Source organism: Pseudomonas sp. GW822-FHT06B12, assembly GCF_058799675.1.
In genome coordinates this window covers 23,705-46,340 of sequence record NZ_JBXALR010000006.1, presented here as the reverse complement: position 1 = coordinate 46,340, position 22,636 = coordinate 23,705, and the positions used below count along the sequence as shown (strand labels likewise).

The window sequence follows — 22,636 nt, the reverse complement described above, 5'->3', positions numbered from 1 at the left end:
TTTGTTTGGTTCTTTTGGCTCAACAGACGAGTGATAGAAATCCGCGCTTCGACAAAATTCACCCATTCGAAGCGCTCCCCCCACGACCTCCTACAGACTGAAGCTTCGCACAACCCCAGCGTTATGCCAGAGCAGCGGCAGGATATTTCTCAGGTGCTCAGGGCTGGCACTGGTCCAGAACTGCGCGTCGCGAGGTGGCCCTTCGGCAAGTAATTCACGTTCAGCCAGCAGGCGTTGGGTTTGCCGGGCAACAGCCGCGCCAGTATCGATCAGGCTGATGTCGGCGGGGATCAGTTGCATGAGCAACGGTTTGAGGAAGGGATAGTGCGTGCAGCCCAGAATAATCGTGTCGCACCCGGCCGCCAGCAAAGGCTCGAGATAACCGGCCAGCAACTGGCGCAGCTCCGGGCTGTGCAGATCGCCCGCTTCAATCAGCTCCACCAGCCCTGGACACGGCTGGGTGAGGACCCGCACATCGGTAGCAAAACGGTCGAGCAAGGCAGCGAACTTGGCGCTCTGCAACGTCCCGGTAGTGGCGAGCACGCCGACCACGCCACTGCGAGTGGCCGCGGCGGCTGGCTTGACCGCAGGCTCCATGCCGATGATGGGCCAGTCCGGGTAGTCGCGACGCAAGTCCGCGACACCGGCCACGGTTGCTGTGTTACACGCAACAACCAAAGCCTTGGCACCCTGCTGCTGAAAAAACTCCGCCACCACACTGCAACGCTGACGAATGAACTCAGGGGTTTTCTCGCCATAGGGAATATTCCCGCAATCGCCGACATACAGCAGCGACTCATTGGGCAACAGATGCTGGATCTCGGCCAGCACCGACAATCCACCGACGCCGGAATCGAACACGCCGATCGGCGCCTCACGCATGTTTGGCCCCGCACACGCTACAACCCGGATCACGCTTGACCCGCAGCTCACGGAATCGCGTACTCAAGGCATCGATCAACAGCAACCGACCCACCAATGGCTCGCCGAAACCCACCAACAGTTTCAGCGCCTCAAGCGCTTGCAGACTGCCGACCAGCCCCACCAGCGGACCGAGCACCCCGGCCTCGCTGCAGGTCAGCTCGGCTTCGCTGCCATGCCCGTACAAACAGTGGTAGCACGGGCTCTCGGCACGACGTGGATCGAACACCGACAACTGCCCCTCCAGACGAATCGCCGCACCGCTGACCAAGGGTTTGCGCGCCGCCACACACGCTGCGTTTACCGCTTCACGGGTGGAAAAATTGTCGGAACAGTCGAGTACCACGTCGACCGCCGACACCGCAGCTGCCAATGAATCTTCGTCCATGGCGGTGCGGTGGGCGATCAGTTGAATCTCGGGGTTGATCGCCGTCAGACGGCGGATGGCCGAATCGACCTTGCTCAGGCCGACGCTGTCGGTGTCGTGAATGATCTGTCGTTGCAGATTGGTCAGGTCGACCGTGTCGAAGTCGGCCAGATGCAGCTCACCGACCCCGGCCGCCGCCAGGTACAGCGCGACCGGCGCACCGAGACCGCCGAGCCCGACGATCAAGACACGGCTTTGCTTGAGTCGCAATTGGCCGTCGATGTCGACGTGTTGCAACAGAATTTGCCGGCTATAGCGCAACAGCTCCTGATCATTCAGCACGGTAGACGCCCCAGACTGATACGTTCGTGGCCACCGAGGTCTGTGCGGCTGTGGACCTCTTCAAAGCCTCGGGTCAGCAGCAAATCGCGCACCGCATCGGCTTGATCGTAACCGTGTTCGAGCATTAACCAGCCGCCAGTTTCCAGATGGTCCGGCGCCTGGGCGATGATCAAACGCAAATCATCGAGCCCATCAGTGCCGGCCACCAGCGCGCTGGCAGGTTCGAAACGCACGTCACCCGCCACCAGATGCGGGTCGGCGGACGCAATGTAAGGCGGGTTACTGATGATCAGCGTGTAGCGATGCTCTTTCAGCGCACTGAACCAGTGACTGCTGAGCACGCTGACGTTGTTCAGGTGCAGACGCTGGCGATTGCGCTCGGCCAGGGCCACGGCTTCGAGGATCCGGTCTACCGCAGTGACCTGCCAGGCCGGACGCTCGCTGGCCAGGGCCAAGGCAATCGCGCCACTGCCGGTGCCCAGATCGAGGATATTGGCGGGCGTAGCAGGCAACAGTTCCAGTGCAGCTTCGACCAGCAACTCGGTGTCCGGGCGCGGGATCAGCGTATGCGGCGCCACTTCCAGATCAAGCTTCCAGAACCCCTGCTGGCCGAGGATATACGCCACCGGTTCACCGGCCCGGCGACGTTGCAGGTACTCGGCAAAGGTCAGCGCGGCTTCACTGGGAACGATGCGCTCCGGCCAGGTGTGCAGAAAACTGCGGGACTTGCCCAGGGCCGCGGCCAGCAGCAATTCGGCATCCAGACGCGCGGTCGGCGAGTCAGGCAGGTCGGCTGCACGTAACAAACTGGCAATGATGGTCATTTATTCACCTATCGCTGCCAGTTGGTCAGCCTGGAACTCGGCCAGCAACGGCTCGATCACGGCATCGACGCCACCCGCGAGAATTTCGTCGAGGGAATACAGCGTCAGGTTGACCCGGTGGTCGGTGACCCGGCCCTGAGCAAAGTTGTAGGTACGAATTCGTTCCGAGCGATCGCCCGAGCCCACCAGCAACTTGCGCTCGCTGGCAATGGCGTTCGCCGCGGCGCTGGTTTGTTGGTCATTGAGTTTGGCCGAGAGCCAGGACATCGCCCGCGCCCGGTTCTTGTGTTGGGAACGCTCTTCCTGGCACTCGACCACGATGCCCGACGGCAAGTGAGTGATACGAATGGCCGAGTCGGTCTTGTTCACGTGCTGACCGCCCGCGCCAGAAGAGCGATAGGTATCGACCCGCAAATCCGCCGGGTTGATCTCGATCGCTTCCTGTTCGTCCGGCTCAGGCAACACCGCCACGGTGCAGGCCGACGTGTGGATACGGCCCTGGGATTCAGTGGCCGGGACCCGTTGCACGCGGTGCGCACCGGATTCGAACTTCAGCTTGCCGTAGACGTTATCGCCTTCGACCCGCGCGATGACTTCTTTATAGCCACCGTGTTCGCCGATGTTCTCCGACAGGATCTCGACCCGCCAGCCACGTCGCTCGGCGTAACGCGAATACATGCGGAACAGGTCACCGGAGAAGATCGCCGCTTCGTCACCACCGGTGCCAGCGCGGATTTCCAGGAACACGTTGCGCCCGTCGTTCGGATCCTTCGGCAGCAGCATGCGTTGCAGACTGGCTTCGAGTTCGATCAGTTGCTCTTTGGCTTCGCGGACCTCTTCGACGGCCATTTCGCGCATGTCCGGATCGCTGTCCTTGAGCAACGCCTGGGCACCTTCGAGGTCACCCTGAACCTTGAGCAGCTGTTTGTAGGTGGCGACAATCGGCTCAACTTCCGCGTATTCCTTGGAATAGGTGCGGAACTTGTTCTGATCGGAAATGACTTCGCCATCGCCAAGCAAGGCGGTCAGTTCCTCGAAACGGTCCTGGAGGATGTCCAGCTTATTGAGCAGTGACGCTTTCATTGCGGTTTTTTATCCGAAGAGCTATCCGAAGAGCCCTCACCGAGGGCAAAGAGTTCCTGGGCCATGGCCAACGCATCGAGGCGGCCTTCGGCGGTAAGCTTTTTCAACTGCACGCTGGGGGCATGCAACAGTTTATTGGTCAGGCCACGGGCCAGTTGCACCAACACGTCTTCAGCGCTGCTGCCGTTGGCGAGCATGCGCTGGGCTTTTTGCAATTCTTCATCACGCAGGCGTTCGCTCTGTTGACGATAGGCCTTGAGCACATCCACCGCCGCCAGTTCACGCAGACGGACCATGAAGTCGTCGGCGCCGATGGAAACCATTTCTTCCGCCGCCTGGGCAGCACCCTGACGGCTCTTGAGGTTTTCGGCGACCACTTCGTGAAGATCGTCGACGCTATAAAGGTAAACGTCGTCCAACTCGCCGACTTCCGGTTCGATATCCCGTGGCACGGCGATATCGACCATAAAGATCGGCTTGTGCTTGCGCAGCTTCAAGGCACTTTCTACCGCGCCCTTGCCAAGAATCGGTAACTGGCTGGCGGTCGAGCTGATGACGATATCACTGCGTACCAGTTCTGCCGGGATGTCCGAGAGCAGCACCGCGTGGGCGCCAAACTGCTCGGCCAGGATGCTGGCGCGCTCCAGGGTCCGGTTGGCGACCACGATCCGCTTCACGCCCAACTCATGCAAATGACGGGCGACCAGGGTAATGGTCTCGCCGGCGCCGATCAGTAAAGCCTGGCTGCGCTGCAAGTCACTGAAAATCTGTTTCGCCAGGCTGACCGCGGCAAACGCCACGGACACCGGGTTTTCACCGATAGCGGTGTCGGTGCGCACCTGCTTGGCGGCATTGAACGTGGCCTGGAACAAACGCCCAAGCAGCGGACCAATGGTGCCAGCCTCGCGGGCCACGGCGTAGGCCGATTTCATCTGGCCAAGAATCTGCGGCTCGCCCAACACCAGCGAATCGAGCCCGGAGGCGACACGCATCATGTGACGAACTGCCGCATCATCTTCATGCACATAAGCACTCGCGCGCAGCTCTTCGAGGCTTAAATGGTGATAATCGGCCAACCAGCGCAGCACGGTATCCGCCGAAAGATGATCCTGTTCTATATAGAGTTCACTGCGATTGCAGGTGGAGAGGATCGCAGCTTCGCGGCTGTCGGTGAGTCGGCAGAGCTGCTGCAAGGCCTCAACCAACTGCTCTGGAGTAAAAGCCACGCGCTCGCGGACGTCTACGGAAGCAGTCTTGTGGTTAATACCGAGTGCAAGGAAGGCCATTCAAGGTCGCTGATGATGTCGAGAAGCCGACAATTGTCCTACTTCGCCTGACTCAGAACAACCACTCGATATCTATTGCCCCCGTAGGAGCTGCCGAAGGCTGCGATCTTTAGTGTTTTCAAGGACGTCTTACAGCAAGATCAAAAGATCGCAGGCTACGCCAGCTCCTACAGGGGATTGGGTGCATACGTAAATTGACAGGCCGGTTATGTTTGGCCGAAGGCTTGTGTCATGATGATCCGACCGCAGGTTAGTCGTCCTCTTCCTATATGAATAGATCTTCCGCGTTGCTCCTCGCTTTTGTCTTCCTCAGCGGCTGCCAGGCTTTGGCACCCGTTTCACCGGGCGGTACGCCGCCGGTCGAAGGCAGCACAAAAGCCCCTGAAAAGCCCAAGGTTTACAGCTCGTTCAGCGAAGACACGATCTTCAGCCTGCTGAGCGCGGAACTGGCTGGCCAGCGCAATCGTTTCGACATTGCCTTGGACAACTACGTGACCCAGGCCGTCAACACCCAGGATCCGGGCATTTCCGAGCGAGCCTTTCGCATCGCCGAATACCTGGGCGCCGACCAGGCAGCGCTTGATAGTTCGCTGATCTGGGCGAAAAACGCCCCGAACGACCTCGAAGCACAACGTGCCGCCGCCGTGCAACTGGCCCGTGCCGGGCGTTATGACGATTCCATGGTCTATATGGAAAAGGTTCTGCTGGGCAAGGGCGATACCCATTTCGACTTCCTCGCCCTGTCTGCGGCCGATACCGACCAGGACACCCGCAACGGTCTGATGAAAAGTTTTGACCGCCTGTTGCTGCGCCACCCGAAGAACGGTCAGCTGATTTTCGGCAAGGCGCTGTTACTGCAACAGGACGGTGACTCCCAGGGCGCACTGACCCTGCTTGAGAAAAATCCTCCGGAAGCCGGTGAAATCGCCCCCATTCTGCTGCGTGCGCGCCTCCTGCAAAGCCTCAACCGTGGCAAGGAAGCGCTGCCGCTGCTGGAAAAAAGCATTCGCAAATACCCGGACGATAAACGCCTGCGCCTGACTTACGCACGCCTGCTGGTCGAACAGGACCGCATGGACGATGCCAAAGAACAGTTCTCAAGCCTGGTTCAGCAATATCCGGAAGACGACGAACTGCGCTACTCCCTGGCACTCGTTTGCCTGGAAGCCAAGGCCTGGGGCGAGGCCAAGGGCTACCTGGAAGACCTCATTGCCCGCGAAAGCCATGTCGACTCGGCCCACCTGAACCTGGGTCGTATCGCCGAAGAACGCAACGACCCGCAAGGCGCCCTGATCGAATACGCATTGGTGGGCCCGGGCAACGACTATCTGCCGGCGCAATTGCGCCAGTCCGATATTCTGATGAACAACGGACGCACCGCCGAAGCCCAAAGCCGTTTGGCCAGAGCCCGCGACGAACAACCGGATTACGTGATCCAGCTGTATCTGATCGAAGCCGAAACCCTGTCCGCCAATAAGCAGGACGATCGCGCCTGGGCAGTCCTCGATAAAGCCTTGAAGCAGTATCCGGACGATCTGAACCTGCTCTATACCCGGGCCATGCTGGCGGAAAAACGCAATGACCTGGCGCAGATGGAAAAAGACCTGCGACTGATCATCAAGCGCGACCCGAACAACGCCATGGCGCTGAACGCCCTGGGCTACACCCTGTCTGACCGCACCACGCGTTATGCCGAAGCCAAGGCGCTGATCGAGCACGCGCACCAGTTGAACCCGGAAGACCCGGCTGTTCTCGACAGCCTCGGCTGGGTGAACTTCCGTCTGGGCAACCTTGATGAAGCCGAGCGTTACCTTCGCCAGGCTCTGGAGCGTTTCCCCGATCAGGAAGTCGCGGCGCATCTGGGTGAAGTCCTGTGGGCCAACGGCAAGCAACGCGAAGCCAAACAAATCTGGGGCAAATTCCTCAAGGAACAGCCCGACAGCCCTACCCTGCGCAGCACCATCAAGCGCCTGACCGGTTCCGAGACTCTTTAAAATCATGTTTTTGCGCCACATCATTGTTTTCAGCTTCATCGCCCTGCTCGCCGGTTGTGCGGGCTTTGGCGCCCGCGAATCCGTCGAGGGTCACGGCAACCCCGCGCAATGGCGCGAACACAAACAGCAATTGACGGGCCTGGATGGCTGGCAAATCAATGGCAAGGTCGGCATCCGAGCCCCGAAAGACTCGGGCAGCGGTACCTTGTTCTGGCTGCAACGACAGGACTATTACGATATTCGCCTGTCCGGCCCGCTGGGTCGCGGCGCGGCACGCTTGACTGGTCGCCCAGGCCAGGTGTCGCTGGAAGTCGCCAATCAAGGGCGCTTTGACGCGACAACGCCTGAAGCCCTGCTCGAAGAACAGCTGGGCTGGAAGCTGCCGGTTTCGCATTTGGTCTGGTGGGTTCGCGGCTTGCCCGCACCTGACAGCAAAAGCCGCCTGAACCTGGATGCCGACAGTCGACTGGCCACTCTCGAGCAGGATGGCTGGCAAGTCGAATACCTCAGCTACATCCAGCAAAACGGTTACTGGCTGCCCGAGCGGATCAAACTGCACGGCACCGACCTTGATGTCACGCTGGTGATCAAGGACTGGCAACCACGCAAATTGGGGCAATGATATGCCGGCCACTCGCCTGACCCTGCCCTCGCCGGCAAAACTCAATTTGATGCTGCACATTCTGGGTCGCCGTGAAGACGGCTACCACGAGTTGCAGACGCTGTTTCAATTTCTCGATTACGGCGACGAAATCACCTTCGCCGTACGCGATGACGGTGTCATTCGTTTGCACACCGAGTTCGACGGCGTCCCTCACGACAGCAACCTGATCGTCAAAGCCGCCAAAAAACTTCAGGAGCAATCCGGTTGTTCGCTGGGAATTGATATCTGGATCGAAAAAATTCTGCCCATGGGCGGTGGAATCGGTGGCGGCAGCTCGAATGCGGCCACCACTTTGCTGGGCCTCAATCACCTCTGGCAACTGGGCTGGGACGAGGATCGACTGGCCGCCTTGGGCCTGACGCTGGGCGCGGACGTCCCGGTTTTCGTGCGTGGGCACGCGGCTTTCGCCGAGGGCGTGGGGGAAAAGCTCACCCCTGTAGACCCCGAAGAACCGTGGTATGTCGTGCTTGTGCCGCAAGTATCTGTAAGTACAGCAGAAATTTTTTCAGATCCGCTGTTGACACGTAACTCTTCTCCCATTAAAGTGCGCCCCGTTCCCAAGGGAAACAGTCGAAATGACTGCTTACCGGTGGTAACAAGGCGTTATCCAGATGTACGTAACGCTTTGAATTTGTTAGGTAAATTTACCGAAGCAAAACTCACCGGAACTGGAAGTTGTGTGTTTGGGGGCTTCCCAAGCAAAGCTGAAGCTGATAAAGTCTCGGCCCTTCTTACAGAGACCCTTACAGGGTTTGTAGCAAAGGGAAGCAACGTTTCGATGTTGCATCGCAAGCTGCAAGGTCTGCTCTAAAAGGAACCGGGTACTGGGTACTCGTTGCAACAGATACAGGGGCGTCGCCAAGCGGTAAGGCAGCAGGTTTTGATCCTGCCATGCGTTGGTTCGAATCCAGCCGCCCCTGCCATTTTCCTATACTCATCCAGGTTACCCTCAGCCTTCAGGTACTGCGCGTGTCCAAGATGATGGTCTTTACGGGGAACGCTAACCCCGATCTGGCTCGGCGTGTCGTACGTCAGCTGCATATCCCTCTCGGTGACATTTCTGTCGGTAAGTTCTCCGACGGCGAGATCACCGCCGAGATCAATGAAAACGTCCGCGGTAAAGACGTCTTCATTATTCAGCCGACTTGCGCTCCGACCAACGATAACCTGATGGAACTCGTCGTGATGGCTGATGCCTTCCGTCGTTCCTCAGCAACTCGAATCACTGCGGTGATCCCCTACTTTGGTTATGCCCGTCAGGATCGCCGTCCGCGTTCCGCACGTGTGGCTATCAGCGCGAAAGTCGTCGCTGACATGCTTACCGTAGTCGGCATCGATCGTGTTCTCACGGTTGATTTGCATGCTGACCAGATCCAGGGTTTCTTCGATATTCCGGTAGATAACATCTACGGCTCCCCAGTACTGGTGGATGACATCGAAGACCAACGCTTCGAAAACCTGATGATTGTGTCCCCGGACATTGGCGGCGTCGTGCGTGCACGTGCTGTTGCCAAATCCCTGGGCGTGGATCTCGGGATCATCGACAAGCGCCGTGAGAAAGCCAATCACTCTGAAGTGATGCATATCATCGGTGATGTCGAAGGGCGTACCTGTATTCTGGTTGACGACATGGTCGATACCGCCGGCACCCTGTGCCATGCGGCTAAAGCCTTGAAAGAGCATGGCGCTGCCAAAGTCTTTGCCTACTGCACACACCCTGTGCTGTCGGGTCGGGCCATCGAGAACATTGAAAATTCCGTGCTGGACGAGTTGGTGGTGACTAACACCATCCCGCTGTCCGCTGCAGCACAAGCCTGTGCACGTATCCGTCAACTGGATATCGCACCGGTAGTTGCCGAAGCGGTTCGCCGCATCAGCAACGAAGAATCGATCAGCGCGATGTTCCGCTAAGGGCCCTGCCCTTCGGATACATCTCGATGACGAAAAGCGCCCCGCCCCGGCATAACCTGTCGGGGCGGGGCTTTTTTGCCCATATCGCCTTTAGCGCTGGTCGCAAACGCTGGGGCGAATGTGGTTATTTTGGAGATACAACATGAACGATTTTACTCTGAATGCTGAAGTGCGTTCCGACCTGGGGAAAGGTGCGAGCCGCCGCCTGCGTCGTCTCGCAAGCCTGGTTCCAGCTGTAGTTTACGGTGGCGAAAAAGCCCCTGAATCCATCAGCATGCTGGCCAAAGAAGTTGCCAAACTGCTCGAAAACGAAGCGGCTTACAGCCACATCATCGAGCTGAACGTTGGCGGCACCAAGCAAAACGTAATCATCAAAGCTCTGCAGCGTCACCCGGCCAAAGGCCACGTGATGCACGCTGACTTCGTACGCGTTGTTGCTGGTCAGAAACTGTCCGCTCACGTTCCTGTGCACTTCGTCAACGAAGCTGCTGCAGTGAAAAAAGGCGGCGAAATTTCGCACGTTGTTGCTGAAGTTGAAGTTTCCTGCCTGCCAAAAGACCTGCCTGAATTCATCGAAGTCGACCTGGCTAACGCCGAAATCGGTTCGATCGTTCACCTGTCCGACATCAAGGCCCCTAAAGGCGTTGAATTTGTTGCTCTGGCTCACGGTAACGACCTGGCTGTTGCCAACGTTCACGCTCCACGTGTTGCTCCAGAAGCTGCAGAAGGCGCTGCAGAGTAATTCACTCTGTACGCCGGAGTGAGCCAGTAACATCGCGGACTGGAACGTAGCGAGAAAGCGGGCGGGAACGCGGAGTTTACATAATGGTAAATGAGCATTTTTCGTCCACTTTCGCCGCACACACCTATTGCAGCGATGTTATCCACCACTCCAAAGAAGGGCCCCTGACGTGACTGCCATCAAACTGATCGTTGGCCTGGGAAATCCAGGCGCCGAATACGAACAGACCCGGCATAACGCAGGGGCCCTTTTTGTTGAGCGCATCGCGCAAGCACAAGGCGTCAACCTTGTGGCCGATCGCAAATATTTCGGCCTGACCGGGCGCTTCTCGCATCAAGGTCAGGATGTTCGTCTGCTGATTCCTACCACCTACATGAACCGTAGCGGCCAGGCCGTAGCGGCTCTTGCCGGTTTTTTCCGCATCAAGCCGGAAGAAATACTCGTAGCGCATGACGAACTCGACTTGCCACCCGGCGTTGCCAAGCTCAAACAGGGCGGCGGGCATGGCGGTCACAACGGGTTGCGCGACATCATCGCGCAACTGGGCAACCAGAATACCTTTCACCGCTTGCGGCTCGGCATTGGCCACCCAGGCGTTGCCAGTATGGTTTCAAACTTTGTCCTGGGTCGTGCGCCTCGCGCCGAACAGGAAAAACTCGATGCCAGCATCGACTTTGCCCTCGGCGTGCTGCCGGATATCTTCGCCGGTGAATGGAACCGCGCGATGAAAAACCTGCACAGCCAGAAGGCCTGACTCTTATCCAAGGGGAAACACCATGGGATTCAATTGCGGCATCGTCGGCCTGCCTAACGTCGGCAAGTCCACCCTGTTCAACGCCCTGACCAAATCCGGTATCGCGGCCGAGAACTTCCCCTTCTGCACCATCGAACCGAATACCGGTATCGTGCCGATGCCGGACAAGCGTCTGGACGCCCTCGCGGCCATCGTCAATCCAAAGCGCATCCTGCCGACCACCATGGAATTCGTCGACATCGCTGGCCTGGTTGCCGGCGCCTCGAAAGGTGAAGGCCTGGGTAACAAATTCCTGGCCAACATCCGCGAAACCGATGCCATCGCTCACGTGGTCCGCTGCTTCGAAGACGAGAACGTGATTCACGTCTCCAACAGCGTCGACCCGAAACGCGACATCGAGATCATCGACCTCGAACTGATCTTCGCCGACCTCGACAGCTGCGAGAAGCAACTGCAGAAAGTCGCTCGCAACGCCAAGGGTGGTGACAAGGACGCAGTGGTCCAGAAAGGCCTGCTGGAGCAGTTGATCGCTCACTTCACCCTCGGCAAGCCAGCGCGCACGCTGATGAAGAACATGGGCGCCGACGACAAAGCGGTGATCCGTGGCTTCCACCTGCTGACCACCAAGCCGGTCATGTACATCGCCAACGTTGCTGAAGACGGCTTCGAAAACAACCCGCTGCTGGACATCGTCAAAGCCATCGCCGAAGAAGAAGGCGCCATGGTGGTTCCGGTCTGCAACAAGATCGAAGCCGAAATCGCCGAACTGGAAGACGGCGAAGAGAAAGACATGTTCCTCGAGGCCCTGGGTCTGGAAGAACCTGGCCTGAACCGCGTGATCCGCGCCGGCTACGAAATGCTGCACCTGCAGACCTACTTCACCGCCGGTGTTGAAGAAGTCCGCGCCTGGACCGTCCGCGTCGGTGCCACCGCACCACAAGCCGCCGGCGTGATCCACACCGACTTCGAGAAAGGCTTCATCCGCGCCGAAGTCATCGCCTACAACGACTTCATCCAGTACAAGGGCGAAGCCGGTACCAAAGAAGCCGGTAAATGGCGCCTGGAAGGCAAGGAATACATCGTCAAAGACGGCGACGTGATGCACTTCCGCTTCAACGTCTAAAGGTTTACCGAACCTCGCCAACAAGACCAGAGAAGCCCGACGCCCCCCCTGCTAGCAAGGGGATGGCGCCGGGCTTTTTCTTTTGGTGCACCATCCGCCTGAAAAATACAGAAAAAACCTGGCACGCAGTGAATGCCGTAACCAGGTGATATAAAACGTGTGTTGTTCTGATCCGTTTCTCTAGGGTGCGAGATAAACAAAGTCACCTCAATTAGATCAGAAGTTCATATTTCAGAACAGACAGAACCCGAGAGCATCACACACTGTCGACCATTAAGTGAAAGTTGATGGAGAAAATCAGGGCTGCCGAGAAACAGATAAACACAACCCCCCCAATTCTATTGACGATCAAAAAGCCTCTACCAAGAGAAACTTTTTGTCGTGCTGAGGTAGCGATATATCCATAGGTAAAGTGAATCAAGAACACCAATACGCAAAACGTGGACGCCAACAACGTGAATTGGGGAACGAACGGTTGGTCTGCCTTTATGAATTGCGGAAAAAGAGCCATAAAAAAAACGATTGGCTTGGGGTTAAGCATCGAAATGAAAAAGCCCTGCCTGAATCGAGCTATCAAACTGGGGGTATATTCAGAGTGCGTTATTTCATTGAGGTTATTTTGAAGTTTCGGTTTGGACCGCAGCAGTTTTAACCCAAGGTAGATCAGGTACGCCGCACCCAGTAGTTTAACGACGTTCATCATCCAGGGAGAACTGGAAATGATCGCTCCCACACTGCTTGCCGCAATGATAGAGATCCCCCCCATGCCGAGGGTCACTCCAAGGATTCCAGGCAAAGCGTTCTTCAGTCCATAGGTGAGTGAGTTTGTTAATGTCAGTAACACCCCTGGCCCCGGACTGGCGATCGTCAAGCATGATATCGCCACGTAAAAAAGATATTCTTCCACTGTCTATCTCCACGCAAAAAAAGAAGGGCATAAGCCCTTCTGATTATTCAACTTGTTTTTGAAATTTTTAACGAACGGTACTCTTGGCCTTCAAAGAACGGGCTGTCAACAAGAAGTTCACCATGTTCCTTTGCGACCTCTAGGTGAAAACGCGTCGGACCAGAATATTTGAAATGCTCGCGGGGAATTTCAAGGTCATGAGCGCGACGATAGTCATAGGTACTGGTGTCACAGAAGAAGCGCATGACAAACGCTGCGCGCGAGTCTACGGGGCCTTCCTCCAGCATGATGCTTCGGTGAATCACGTTCTTGTCGAAAATGAGTGCATCACCCACCTCGAATTCGTCCTCGACGGCAAAGTGATCCAGCAGTTTTTTAATCGCCGGGTCATTCAAAGGACCATCACGTAGGTGCACGAACTCATCAATGGTGGTCTCCTCGCCCCGCTCAATACGTTCCGACAGGAGTTGGAAAATTGAAGGATCGACGTGTTCATACATGAACGCACCCGATACGGCGTCTTTAGGGACGTACGCCATACCGCCTCGTTGCCCTTTGGGATCGACATTGACCAAGGGAGCCCAGATTGTGCAACCATAGTCTTCCGCTTGGTGATAACCGAAACTTTGCGTACCGATATGCCAAGGGAAGCCCTTGTTTTTCATTTTTTCAAGCTCGAAGGAAAGAGCTTGGGCAAAAAACATGGTTTTACCCGTCAACGTTTCCATGACCTGTTTGAAATGGTCATCTTGAATAACGCTGGCAATCATCGGGTCGCCATCATACATATCAAATGCCAAACGGCTAAAGCCGCTCTGATATTTGTCAGTCGGCGTGGAAATACGCTCACCAATGGTTGACGTCAAATAACCAGTTATATCTCTATTGTAAAAACCTTTCAGAAAAAGAAAGCCCTGCCTGCGAAACTTCATCACCTGATCTTCGGTTACTTGAAATTTTTCATTGATCATTTACAGCTCCATATTTTTATTAGCTGATGCGTTTCGTGGTGCGAGATACTTTCGTGTGCGATTAAATCCACCTAACCTTTCCATGCCCCTGGCGTCGGGCACAGCAAAGTGCCCGTTTCGGATACGAGAGATAGAAAGTTAGGTAGGAAATTGTATTGCCCGAATTCTAGGATGTCTGAATAACGGCAATTAGCACATGAGATGTCATTCCTTTCACTGATACGGCTCCCTTAATGAGAAGATCCTCTTCCCATTTCGGAAAAACTCTAATATGCCGGAAATATTTTGTAAACATTTTCCTGAATATAAAATTCGCCAGAGACTCGCAAGCCAATCTGCGCGCAAGTTGAAACAAGCGTTCACCGCCCGATTGCCCTCTCCGCACGCCAGATTTCGACATCGAAAGCAGGCAAGCGCGAGCAACCCTGCGGTGAAAGCGATCCAGTGACCTGTTTATTTCAGGTCGGCAAGCGCGGCACCAAAGTTCAGGTGCAACACCTGACCTTCGATCACCAACGCAGGCACCGACTTGACCCCGACCGCCTCTGCTTCGGCAATACGGGCAGGACGATCACCAAGGTGGACGACTTCTACCTTCACTTTTGGGTCCAGCAGGTTCAGCAAGGTTTGTTCGGCTTCGATGCAAACAGGGCAGCCGACACCGATATTGAATTGATTTGCTGGGAGCACGAGTTCGCCAGCGCGGATCACGCGGTTCCGGCCAGACTCTTCGAGGCCCAGGGTTTCGAGGAACATGTCCTTTTCTTCGCCGTCATCAGGCTTTTCTGGTCCTTGGCAAAAAGATCGCCAACACCCCAAACAACGGCAGGAACGAACACAGCCTGTACACGTATTCAATGCCGTGAATGTCCGCCAGATGCCCCAGCAGCGCCGCACCAATCCCGCCAAAACCGAACATCAGACCGAAGAACACTCCCGCGATCATGCCGACATTGCCCGGCACCAGTTCCTGCGCGTAGACCACAATGGCCGAGAACGCCGAGGCCAGAATGAAACCAATCACCACGCTCAAGATGCTGGTCCAGAACAGGTCGACGTGAGGCAGGATCAAGGTGAACGGTGCAACACCAAGGATCGAGAACCAGATCACCGCCTTACGGCCGATCTTGTCGCCAATCGGCCCACCGAAGAAGGTCCCCGCCGCTACTGCCCCAAGAAACAGGAACAGGTGCAGTTGCGAGCTGGCCACCGACAGGTCGAACTTCTCGATCAGGTAGAAGGTGAAATAACTGGTGAAGCTGGCCATGTAGAAATACTTGGAGAACACCAGCAATCCGAGTACCACCAAGGCACTGATCACCCTGCCCTTCGACAACCCGTGAGTTGCCGCCTGGCCTTGCTTGAGCTTGAACAGGCTCAAGTGGTTGGCGTACCAACGGCTGATGCCATACAACACCACCAACGCAAACACTGCGAACAAGCCGAACCAGGCGACGTTGCCCTGGCCGAACGGAATGATGATCGCCGCCGCCAGCAACGGCCCGAACGCTGAACCGGCGTTACCGCCGACCTGGAAGGTCGACTGCGCCAACCCAAAACGCCCGCCCGAGGCCAACCGCGCGACACGAGAAGCTTCCGGGTGAAAGGTCGAGGAGCCGATGCCGATCAACCCCGCCGCCAACAGAATCAGCGGAAAGCTGCCGACCTGGGACATCATCAGAATGCCGGTCAAGGTGCAGATCATCCCTGCTGGCAGCAGATACGGCTTGGGATGGCGATCGGTGTAGTAACCGACCCACGGCTGCAACAGCGATGCCGTGAGCTGAAAGGTCAAGGTGATCAGGCCAACCTGGGTGAAGGTCAGCCCGTAATTGGCCTTGAGCATCGGATAGATCGACGGCAGCACCGACTGAATCAGGTCGTTGATCAAATGCGCCAGCGCCACCGCGCCGATGATTCGCATGACCAATGGGCTGCTTTGCGAAGTCGCGATTGCCGGCGATGCGGCAGTTTGAGCGTTACTGGTAGCCATGAGAGTTTCCATACAGCGGATGGGTGCGCACTTGCAGGTGCGTCAATGTGCCATTTTTCAGTGCAGCAACGCCATCCCCTTAGCCTGCTAACGACTTCCGGATTGTCGATCGCGACGTAATAGCGCAGTGCCATGGTCTGAATCTTGCCTTGCTTATCCGCTTCAACGCGGCCCCTTACAAAGGGGATCGAGAATGGGAAGTTTCACCACAGCGCCGGTCCTATCAGACCTGCCAAAGTGAACTTTCGAGGCCTTTTATGAGGGCACGGGTAGCGGTCACAAGGCCGCGACCGCACGCCAATGGTGCGTGGTGCCCAGAGGAGTAGTCGGGCATGCAGGCTTTTCTGGCACCGGGGATTGGACTGCTTGGGCGTTTCGGTTTCGCCCGCAAGTTTCAGTTGTTGTTTCTGCTGTTTATCCTGCCGCTGGCGGGCAGCCTGTGGATGATTGGCCAGGATTACCGCGACAAGCTCAGCCTGATCGCAGGCGAGCGTGCCGGCGTGCGCCAGTTGATCGCCCTCGACGCGCTGGACAACCTGCTCGCCGCCCAACGTGACCGCGCCGCCCGCTGGCGCGCCACCGAAACCAATCGCCAGCCAACACCGGCCACCGTCGCTGCAATGGCCGCGTTCGATGCGGTGCAGCCCGCGCTCAATCAAGCCGTCAACGATCTGGGCCAGGCACTGACAACCGAAGGGGCCGAGGCCGACACTCTGAGTCGTTATCAAACCCTGCAAACCGCGCTCAATGGCCTGGACTCAAAAAGCCTGAGCAGCGTCGGTTGGTGGCCGGATGGCTATGAACGCTTCACTGCGGCCCTCAGTGCGCTGCAAGCACTGCGCGAACAGATCGCCATGGATAACCGCCTGACACTGGCGCCATGGTTGGAAACGTACTTGCTGACGCAGATCTCGACCCAGCACGCACCGGACCTGATCGAACGTGTCGGGCGCCTCGCCAGCATCGGCCAGGCGTCGGTGGTGTCCGGACAATTCTCGCTGCAAAGCCGCTTGCAGTTGCGCGACCTGCGCGGCCGCATTGGCGACGCTCGCGAACAACTGATCAAGACTGGCAGCCTGCTCGAAGCACGGCTGCCAAGTGCGTTGCAGGCCTGGGCCGGACAATACCACGACAGCCTCAAGCATCTGGACGCCGGGTTGAAAGGGCTGGACGACGGCATGTTCGGCGCCAGCATCACGCTCAAACCGGAAGACTTCGAGCGCAATCTCGACGCCCTCCTCGCGGACCTCGCCTCGCTGCGTCAGCAATCGCTGGTATCACTGGATCAGCGCCTGGACTACTACCACGGCTCAGCCATTCGCCAGTTCATTCTGGTGGCGAGCATCCTCGGTTGCCTGCTGCTGGCCGCGCTGTATTTGTTCATCTGCTTGCAAGCCTCGATCCGCCGCAGCGCCAGCGGCATCACGCTGCTCGCCGAAGCCCTGCGCGATGGCAACCTGAGCCTGCAAGTGCCGGTGCATGGTCGCGATGAGCTGGCGGCGATCAGCACCGCGCTCAACGTTGCGGTGGTGCAACTGCGCACCAGCCTGCTCGGGGTCGATCACGAAACCCTGCAACTGAGTAACGCGGTGCGAGCCCTCAATACTCACGCCAGCGGGGCACTGGGCGAAGTAGAAGCTCAACAGTTGCAGATCAGCCAGATCGCCGCTGCAGCCACGCAACTGGCCGCGACCTCGCAAGGGGTCGCCCAGAGTTGCGAACAGGCCTCAGGCAGCGCTCAGCAGACCCAGCGCATTGCCGCCGAGAGCAGTCGTGACAGCCAACGCACCACGGCGAGCATTCAGCAGCTCAACCAGCGCCTGAACGACACCGCCGCAGCGTTAGGCCGAGTCAGCGAACAAGGACAGCAGATTCAACTGGTGGTGGACACCATTCGTGGCGTGGCCGAGCAGACCAACCTGCTGGCACTCAATGCCGCTATCGAAGCGGCCCGTGCCGGCGAACAAGGCCGAGGCTTTGCGGTAGTCGCCGATGAAGTGCGCAGCCTGTCGCAGCGCACCCAATCTTCCACCGCGCAGATCGCCGGCACCGTCGACAGCCTGCGCAGCACCGTCAACGAAGCCGTGAGCCTGATGGAAGCCGCCTGCGGCCAGGCACACACCGACGCGCAAGCGGTAACCGGTCTCGGCGAACGCTTGGGGGAAATCGCCAGCGCGGTGCAAAGCGTCACCGATACCCTGGCGCAGATCGCTACTGCGGTAGAAGAGCAAGCCAGCACGGCCGATGAGGTCAGCGGCAACATCCAGCAAGTCGATCAGGCCGCCGTGCGCCTGCTCGAAGGCGCACGGGCGGTGAACCTCGCGGCGGACACCTTGAGTTCGGGCAGCAAGGCTTTGAGCGAGAATACCGGGCGGTTTCAGCTGGGTTGAAGCGGCAAACTCATCCGTTTTTGTGGGGCAGGTCGATAAGCGGTTGAAAGCGTAGAGAAATATTTTAGATTTACGCTTGACACATCATCGTTACGAGCCAATAATGCGCGCCACTTGGCTACATAGCTCAGTTGGTTAGAGCATAGCATTCATAATGCTGGGGTCCGGGGTTCAAGTCCCTGTGTAGCCACCAAGTACTAAAAACGGCTTACCGAAAGGTAGGCCGTTTTTTTATGCCTGAAGAAAAGTACCCGGCCCACCGACGGCTCACATCGCAATGTGAGCCGCAGCGTTCATCAAGCGCCGAGGCGTTCGACTATATCGTGGGCAATGCCGACAACGCCTTTTCCCATATCTGCCGTGTACGAACCCAGACCATTTCCTGCCAGTCACTGTCGGCGGGATAGAACTGCTCAACAAGATTCAGCTTGATCTCGCGCCCCACGGCATCACTCGGATTGCCGTGCAGGTGCAGCCAGTGATCGTCACGCAGATGAGCATGCACCGCTTCTCCCGGGTAGGTGCCGCACTCGATGACAAACGGCATCAGGCGCACCTGCGGCAGCGCATCGAGCAGCGCTTGTGAGGTGTAGCCGGTGGCTGTGGCAGCAATCCCGGTTTCGCTCTGGGTCTGCGCGCCGGTCTGTATGGTGTAGAGCCACGGACCGTAAAGGGCCTGTGCCTGTTCCAGTGCCGGGTAGGCCTCCTGGGTAACGGTCAGCAGCATCGGATGGCCGTACTCCCCCGCGCCGGAGTGCAGGTCGAAACACATCGCGACCTCGGCCTGAGAGAGATGCGCCGCAATGATCCGATGCAAGGTCCGGTTCGACCAGCTCGGTGCCAGCCCACCGTAAAACAGACCGTCGGGATGACTGTGCTGGCCGCCCTCGACAATCGACATCACTGCCGGCCAGCCATGCTCGCGTAACTGCGCGGCGAGCAAGGCATCGGCGCGATCACGCTCCAGGCCCTGCAACCGGGAGAAGGCATAAATCTCGTGCAAAGCCGCATAGGCCTGATTGTCGGGCAGCGGGCGATCGAAGTTCAGGTGGTTGCGGTTCAGGTCTATGTTGTCTTCGTTGACGCGACGCAGCCACGCCGTACCCCAAGGATTGATCAAGTGGATCATCACCACCGCGACGTCGGCGGGCAGTGGGCGTTTGCCGAACTCGTTCAGCCAGTTGATCTGGCACTCCGAACCATAGAAGCCCTCAACCCCGTGGGTGCCGCTCAACATCACCAGCAGACGCTTTGCGCCGGGATCGCCGAGCACCGCCACATCAGTGCTCAGGGATTCGCCAAACGGCCCCTTGAGCGGATGCGGGTATTCGGTCAACGTCGCACCGGCTGCGGTTGCAGCCGCCAGGAATTGTTCGCGCTGCGAACGGTAACTTGGCTGCGTTGGGAACTCGGTCTGCATGTCGGCCTCTTGTTGTTATTAACTTGTTATTGGCGAAGATCTCGCACCCCCGACCCTACAGAAAAACCCTGCGCTGAAGAAGGAAAAAGGCGCCCACCCATCGATCAATACGCACAAGACCAGCGTTGCAGCTGACGCCTGCGGCCGATACAGTCCGCTGATCTTTTATCCCACGGACGGAGTGCCCCACGTGTTCCCAGCCTTCCATTTGAATCGCTACCGCCTGACTGCCCTGTCGCTGATAGCCAGCGCGCTGACCCTCGCTGCCTGCAACACTCCGCCCTCTTCGCCGTCCGTCAGCGCTTTGCCGGTAGCCCCGGAAATCGCCTCGGGATATCGCACCGACCTGCATACCCAATACGCCTCCAAACACATGGCCGCAGCCGCCAACCCACTGGCAGCCTCTGCGGGACGGGAGATGCTGCGTCAGGGCGGTTCGGCGATCGACGCCGCCATCGCCATGCAAGCTGTGTTGACGCTGGTTGAACCGCAATCCTCAGGGATCGGTGGCGGCGCGTTGATCGTGCTTTGGGACGGCAAGGCGGTGCGCACCTACGACGGCCGTGAAACCGCCCCCGCCGGTGCGACTGAAAAGCTCTTCCTGCAAGCCGACGGTAAACCTATGCCATTCACCGATGCGCAGATTGGTGGTCGGTCGGTTGCCACACCGGGCGTGTTGCGCGCACTGGAACTGGCCCATCGCAAGCACGGCCGCCTGCCATGGGCGAAGTTGTTCGAACCGGCCATTGCCTTGGCGGAAAAGGGCTTTGCGATCTCGCCGCGTCTGCACACGATGATCACCTCCGATCCGTTCCTGCCGCGCTCGCCGGACATGGCTGCGTACTTCCTGAATGCCGATGGCAGCCCGAAAGCCGTAGGCACGCTGCTGAAAAACCCGGCACTGGCCAAGGTCCTCAAACGTATTGCCGCAGAAGGACCGAGTGCGCTCTATCAAGGTCCGATTGCGCAGGAGATCGTCGCCAAGGTTCAGGGCAATGCCAACCCCGGCAGCCTGTCGTTGAACGACCTCAAAGGCTACAGCGCCAAAGAGCGTGCTCCGCTGTGCACCGACTACAAGCGCTGGCAAGTGTGCGGCATGCCACCGCCATCATCGGGCGGGATCGCTATTGCGCAGATCCTCGGCACCTTGCAGGTACTCGAAAGCGACGACAGTCGCTTCGCTCTGGCACGACTGAAACCACTCAAGAGCAACAAACCGGCAGGTATCGAACCTGCGCCTGAAGCCGTGCACCTGATCGCCGAGGCCGAGCGCCTGGCATACGCCGACCGCGCGCAGTACGTCGCCGACTCAGACTTCGTACCCGTCCCGGTCGCAGGTCTGGTCTCCCCCGCCTACCTGGCCAGCCGCGCAACGTTGATCAGCGATCGCAGCATGGGCAGCGCCAAACCCGGCACCCCCCCAGGCATTCAAGTGGCCTACGCCCCTGACCGATCGCCCCTGCGGATCTCCACCTCGCAAGTGGTCGCGGTCGACGATCAGGGCGGTGCCGTGTCGATGACCACCACCGTAGAAGCCGCCTTCGGCTCGCACCTGATGGTGCAGGGCTTCATGCTCAACAATCAGATGACCGACTTCTCGTTCATTCCCGAAGAAAACGGCCAACTGGTGGCCAACCGTGTCGAACCCGGCAAACGCCCGCGCTCATCCATGGCACCGACGCTGATCTTCGATCGTCAGAGCGGCGAACTGGTCGCGACGGTCGGCTCGCCCGGCGGTTCGCAAATTATCGAGTACGTCGCCAAATCGGTGATCGGCATGCTCGACTGGAACCTCGACCCGCAAGCCGCCATCAGCCTGCCCAACTTCGGTAGCCGCAATGGCCCGACCGAACTGGAACAAGGCCAGTTCAGCCCGGCGCTGATCCAGGCCCTCAAGGACAAAGGGCACGCGGTCAACGAAATCGACATGACCAGCGGCACCCAGGCCATCGTGCGGGTGCGGGATGCGCAGGGCAAAGCCTCATTGGCCGGTGGTGCCGATCCACGGCGTGAAGGAGAAGCGCTGGGGGATTGATCGGAACTGGAAATGAACAAGGGCTTACCGCGAGGCAAGCCCTTTTTTATTGTCTGGCGCCAGCGCACTGGATCGGCCGATCCCGCCAGTCGGCCCACGCCTTGTCCAGCCCCTCGGCATGGGACACGCCCGGCAAGACCACCACTTCAAGGCAATCAGCCTGCCCCAGTGCTCGACGATAACTGTCGAGCAGGGCCGGCGGGACGATGGGATCGTCAGCCCCGACCAAATGCCGTTGCCGTACATGAGCCAGACGCGCGGGGTTATCCAAAGGCTCCAGCGAGCCCTTGAGCGGGCTGAGGTGCAACCGTTCGGTCCACAACCTGGGGCTGAGATTGCCGGCCAGGGTTTGCACCTGAGCAATATCGTCACGGCGAGCCGCCAACAGCAAGGCCAACGCGGCACCGCCGGAATAACCGATCAGCTCAAAGTCCTGGTTGCCGTAGCGGCTTTTGACCTGATCCAAAGCCTGATCGACACTGTCCACCACCTCGGGAGAAAAGCGTCGCTCGGTCCACAATGCCGGCACGCACCCAGGCGCGCTGACGAACTGACAAGGACGCGCCAGGTAAAGACTCGGCGTCGGATCACTGAACGCCATCCCGGCCATCAGCAACTGCTGTGGACTGGGGTCGAGGCTTGGCCGGGAGGCAGTCGCCCAGGCATGTCCGTCACCTTCCAGGTAAAGACGAATCCGGCTGGAATCGGAACGCTTCAACGGAGTACTCAGCATCAGCGGATAAGCGTGAGTGGCAATGACTTCCACCTGCTGACCCTGCTCTGCCGCCAGCGCTTCCAGAGACTGCCTGGGCGACTGGCAACCACCCAGCAAAGCGCCGAGCAACAACGCAATCGTCAAGACACCTGGTTTGCGCTTCATCTGCTCCCTCCGACACGTTCGGCCAGGAC

The 22,636-nt window shown here is 58.4% G+C and carries 20 protein-coding genes, 2 tRNA genes and 1 pseudogene; 11 read left to right on the top strand and 12 right to left on the bottom strand.

Translation table 11 applies throughout. The features are described from left to right. Nucleotides 1-90: 90 nt before the first annotated feature. Genes murI through hemA form a run of 5 tightly spaced genes read right to left on the bottom strand, consistent with a single transcriptional unit; the run spans nucleotide 91 to nucleotide 4,823 of the window. Nucleotides 91-882: a glutamate racemase gene (murI, locus tag AC1RKH_RS14825; RefSeq protein ID WP_493062853.1), complete on the bottom strand. Its 792-nt coding sequence runs from the start codon at nucleotides 880-882 to the stop codon at nucleotides 91-93. Further along, complete coding sequence (locus AC1RKH_RS14820) at nucleotides 875-1,630, bottom strand: molybdopterin-synthase adenylyltransferase MoeB (RefSeq protein ID WP_493062852.1); 756 nt, start codon at nucleotides 1,628-1,630, stop codon at nucleotides 875-877. The genes murI and AC1RKH_RS14820 overlap by 8 nt, the downstream gene beginning before the upstream one ends. Further along, nucleotides 1,624-2,454 carry a peptide chain release factor N(5)-glutamine methyltransferase gene (prmC, locus tag AC1RKH_RS14815; protein WP_493062851.1) on the bottom strand — a complete coding sequence of 277 codons (831 nt, stop codon included), beginning with the start codon at nucleotides 2,452-2,454 and terminating at the stop codon, nucleotides 1,624-1,626. Before prmC ends, AC1RKH_RS14820 begins: the two co-directional genes overlap by 7 nt. Further along, the gene (gene prfA / locus AC1RKH_RS14810; protein ID WP_123424951.1) at nucleotides 2,455-3,537 is read right to left on the bottom strand and encodes a peptide chain release factor 1; all 1,083 of its coding nucleotides are present in this window, start codon (nucleotides 3,535-3,537) and stop codon (nucleotides 2,455-2,457) included. Beyond that, nucleotides 3,534-4,823 (bottom strand): glutamyl-tRNA reductase, encoded by a 1,290-nt coding sequence (gene hemA, locus AC1RKH_RS14805; RefSeq protein ID WP_493062850.1) that lies wholly within the window; start codon nucleotides 4,821-4,823, stop codon nucleotides 3,534-3,536. The genes prfA and hemA overlap by 4 nt, the downstream gene beginning before the upstream one ends. Before the next feature lie 269 nt (nucleotides 4,824-5,092). Here hemA and AC1RKH_RS14800 point away from each other — a divergent pair, with 269 nt between their 5' ends. The 8 genes from AC1RKH_RS14800 (at nucleotide 5,093) to ychF (ending at nucleotide 12,011) form a co-directional block, all read left to right on the top strand. Beyond that, nucleotides 5,093-6,817, top strand: a complete 1,725-nt coding sequence (locus AC1RKH_RS14800) for a tetratricopeptide repeat protein (RefSeq protein ID WP_493062849.1) — start codon at nucleotides 5,093-5,095, stop codon at nucleotides 6,815-6,817. Between the two features lie 4 nt (nucleotides 6,818-6,821). Further along, nucleotides 6,822-7,439, top strand: coding sequence for a lipoprotein insertase outer membrane protein LolB (gene lolB / locus AC1RKH_RS14795; protein WP_493062848.1), 618 nt, complete (start codon nucleotides 6,822-6,824; stop codon nucleotides 7,437-7,439). Between the two features lies 1 nt (nucleotide 7,440). Beyond that, entirely contained in the window at nucleotides 7,441-8,292 is an 852-nt protein-coding gene (gene ispE, locus AC1RKH_RS14790; protein WP_493062847.1) for a 4-(cytidine 5'-diphospho)-2-C-methyl-D-erythritol kinase, read from the top strand. Between the two features lie 37 nt (nucleotides 8,293-8,329). Then, nucleotides 8,330-8,404, top strand: a tRNA-Gln gene (locus AC1RKH_RS14785). A gap of 46 nt (nucleotides 8,405-8,450) precedes the next feature. Further along, nucleotides 8,451-9,392 carry a ribose-phosphate pyrophosphokinase gene (locus tag AC1RKH_RS14780; RefSeq protein ID WP_003171603.1) on the top strand — a complete coding sequence of 314 codons (942 nt, stop codon included), beginning with the start codon at nucleotides 8,451-8,453 and terminating at the stop codon, nucleotides 9,390-9,392. Nucleotides 9,393-9,534: 142 nt separating this feature from the next. Beyond that, a complete protein-coding gene (locus AC1RKH_RS14775; protein WP_123424946.1) occupies nucleotides 9,535-10,134 on the top strand; it encodes a 50S ribosomal protein L25/general stress protein Ctc in 600 nt (199 codons plus the stop codon). 169 nt (nucleotides 10,135-10,303) lie between these two features. Then, nucleotides 10,304-10,888 (top strand): aminoacyl-tRNA hydrolase, encoded by a 585-nt coding sequence (gene pth / locus AC1RKH_RS14770; protein ID WP_071553333.1) that lies wholly within the window; start codon nucleotides 10,304-10,306, stop codon nucleotides 10,886-10,888. Nucleotides 10,889-10,910: 22 nt separating this feature from the next. Further along, nucleotides 10,911-12,011: a redox-regulated ATPase YchF gene (gene ychF, locus AC1RKH_RS14765; protein WP_123424945.1), complete on the top strand. Its 1,101-nt coding sequence runs from the start codon at nucleotides 10,911-10,913 to the stop codon at nucleotides 12,009-12,011. A gap of 256 nt (nucleotides 12,012-12,267) precedes the next feature. On the opposite strand, the gene AC1RKH_RS14760 is transcribed toward ychF, so the two are convergent. The 5 genes and pseudogenes from AC1RKH_RS14760 to AC1RKH_RS14740 all read right to left on the bottom strand — a co-directional run bounded on the left by AC1RKH_RS14760 (nucleotide 12,268) and on the right by AC1RKH_RS14740 (nucleotide 15,882). Further along, a complete protein-coding gene (locus tag AC1RKH_RS14760; protein ID WP_493062846.1) occupies nucleotides 12,268-12,918 on the bottom strand; it encodes a LysE family translocator in 651 nt (216 codons plus the stop codon). Nucleotides 12,919-12,965: 47 nt separating this feature from the next. Then, nucleotides 12,966-13,889 (bottom strand): phytanoyl-CoA dioxygenase family protein, encoded by a 924-nt coding sequence (locus AC1RKH_RS14755; protein WP_493062845.1) that lies wholly within the window; start codon nucleotides 13,887-13,889, stop codon nucleotides 12,966-12,968. Nucleotides 13,890-14,342: 453 nt separating this feature from the next. Next, on the bottom strand, nucleotides 14,343-14,555 hold the full coding sequence (locus AC1RKH_RS14750) for a thioredoxin family protein (protein WP_493063020.1): 213 nt from the start codon (nucleotides 14,553-14,555) through the stop codon (nucleotides 14,343-14,345). 30 nt (nucleotides 14,556-14,585) lie between these two features. Next, nucleotides 14,586-14,666: pseudogene (locus AC1RKH_RS14745) on the bottom strand (hypothetical protein); the annotation flags it as partial. Then, the gene (locus AC1RKH_RS14740) at nucleotides 14,665-15,882 is read right to left on the bottom strand and encodes an MFS transporter (protein WP_493062844.1); all 1,218 of its coding nucleotides are present in this window, start codon (nucleotides 15,880-15,882) and stop codon (nucleotides 14,665-14,667) included. The gene AC1RKH_RS14740 and the pseudogene AC1RKH_RS14745, both read right to left, overlap by 2 nt. Nucleotides 15,883-16,214: 332 nt before the next feature. Between AC1RKH_RS14740 and AC1RKH_RS14735 the strand changes: the two genes are divergently transcribed. Together AC1RKH_RS14735 and AC1RKH_RS14730 are read left to right on the top strand one after the other, a co-directional pair. Further along, nucleotides 16,215-18,272 carry a methyl-accepting chemotaxis protein gene (locus AC1RKH_RS14735; RefSeq protein WP_493062843.1) on the top strand — a complete coding sequence of 686 codons (2,058 nt, stop codon included), beginning with the start codon at nucleotides 16,215-16,217 and terminating at the stop codon, nucleotides 18,270-18,272. 116 nt (nucleotides 18,273-18,388) lie between these two features. Then, nucleotides 18,389-18,465: transfer RNA gene (locus tag AC1RKH_RS14730), tRNA-Met, on the top strand. A gap of 123 nt (nucleotides 18,466-18,588) precedes the next feature. Here the strand turns inward: AC1RKH_RS14730 and AC1RKH_RS14725 are convergent. Further along, the gene (locus tag AC1RKH_RS14725; RefSeq protein ID WP_123424942.1) at nucleotides 18,589-19,692 is read right to left on the bottom strand and encodes a DUF2817 domain-containing protein; all 1,104 of its coding nucleotides are present in this window, start codon (nucleotides 19,690-19,692) and stop codon (nucleotides 18,589-18,591) included. Between the two features lie 190 nt (nucleotides 19,693-19,882). Here AC1RKH_RS14725 and ggt point away from each other — a divergent pair, with 190 nt between their 5' ends. Next, the gene (ggt, locus tag AC1RKH_RS14720; protein ID WP_493062842.1) at nucleotides 19,883-21,727 is read left to right on the top strand and encodes a gamma-glutamyltransferase; all 1,845 of its coding nucleotides are present in this window, start codon (nucleotides 19,883-19,885) and stop codon (nucleotides 21,725-21,727) included. Between the two features lie 46 nt (nucleotides 21,728-21,773). On the opposite strand, the gene AC1RKH_RS14715 is transcribed toward ggt, so the two are convergent. After that, complete coding sequence (locus tag AC1RKH_RS14715) at nucleotides 21,774-22,607, bottom strand: alpha/beta hydrolase (protein WP_493062841.1); 834 nt, start codon at nucleotides 22,605-22,607, stop codon at nucleotides 21,774-21,776. Between the last annotated feature and the right edge of the window lie 29 nt (nucleotides 22,608-22,636).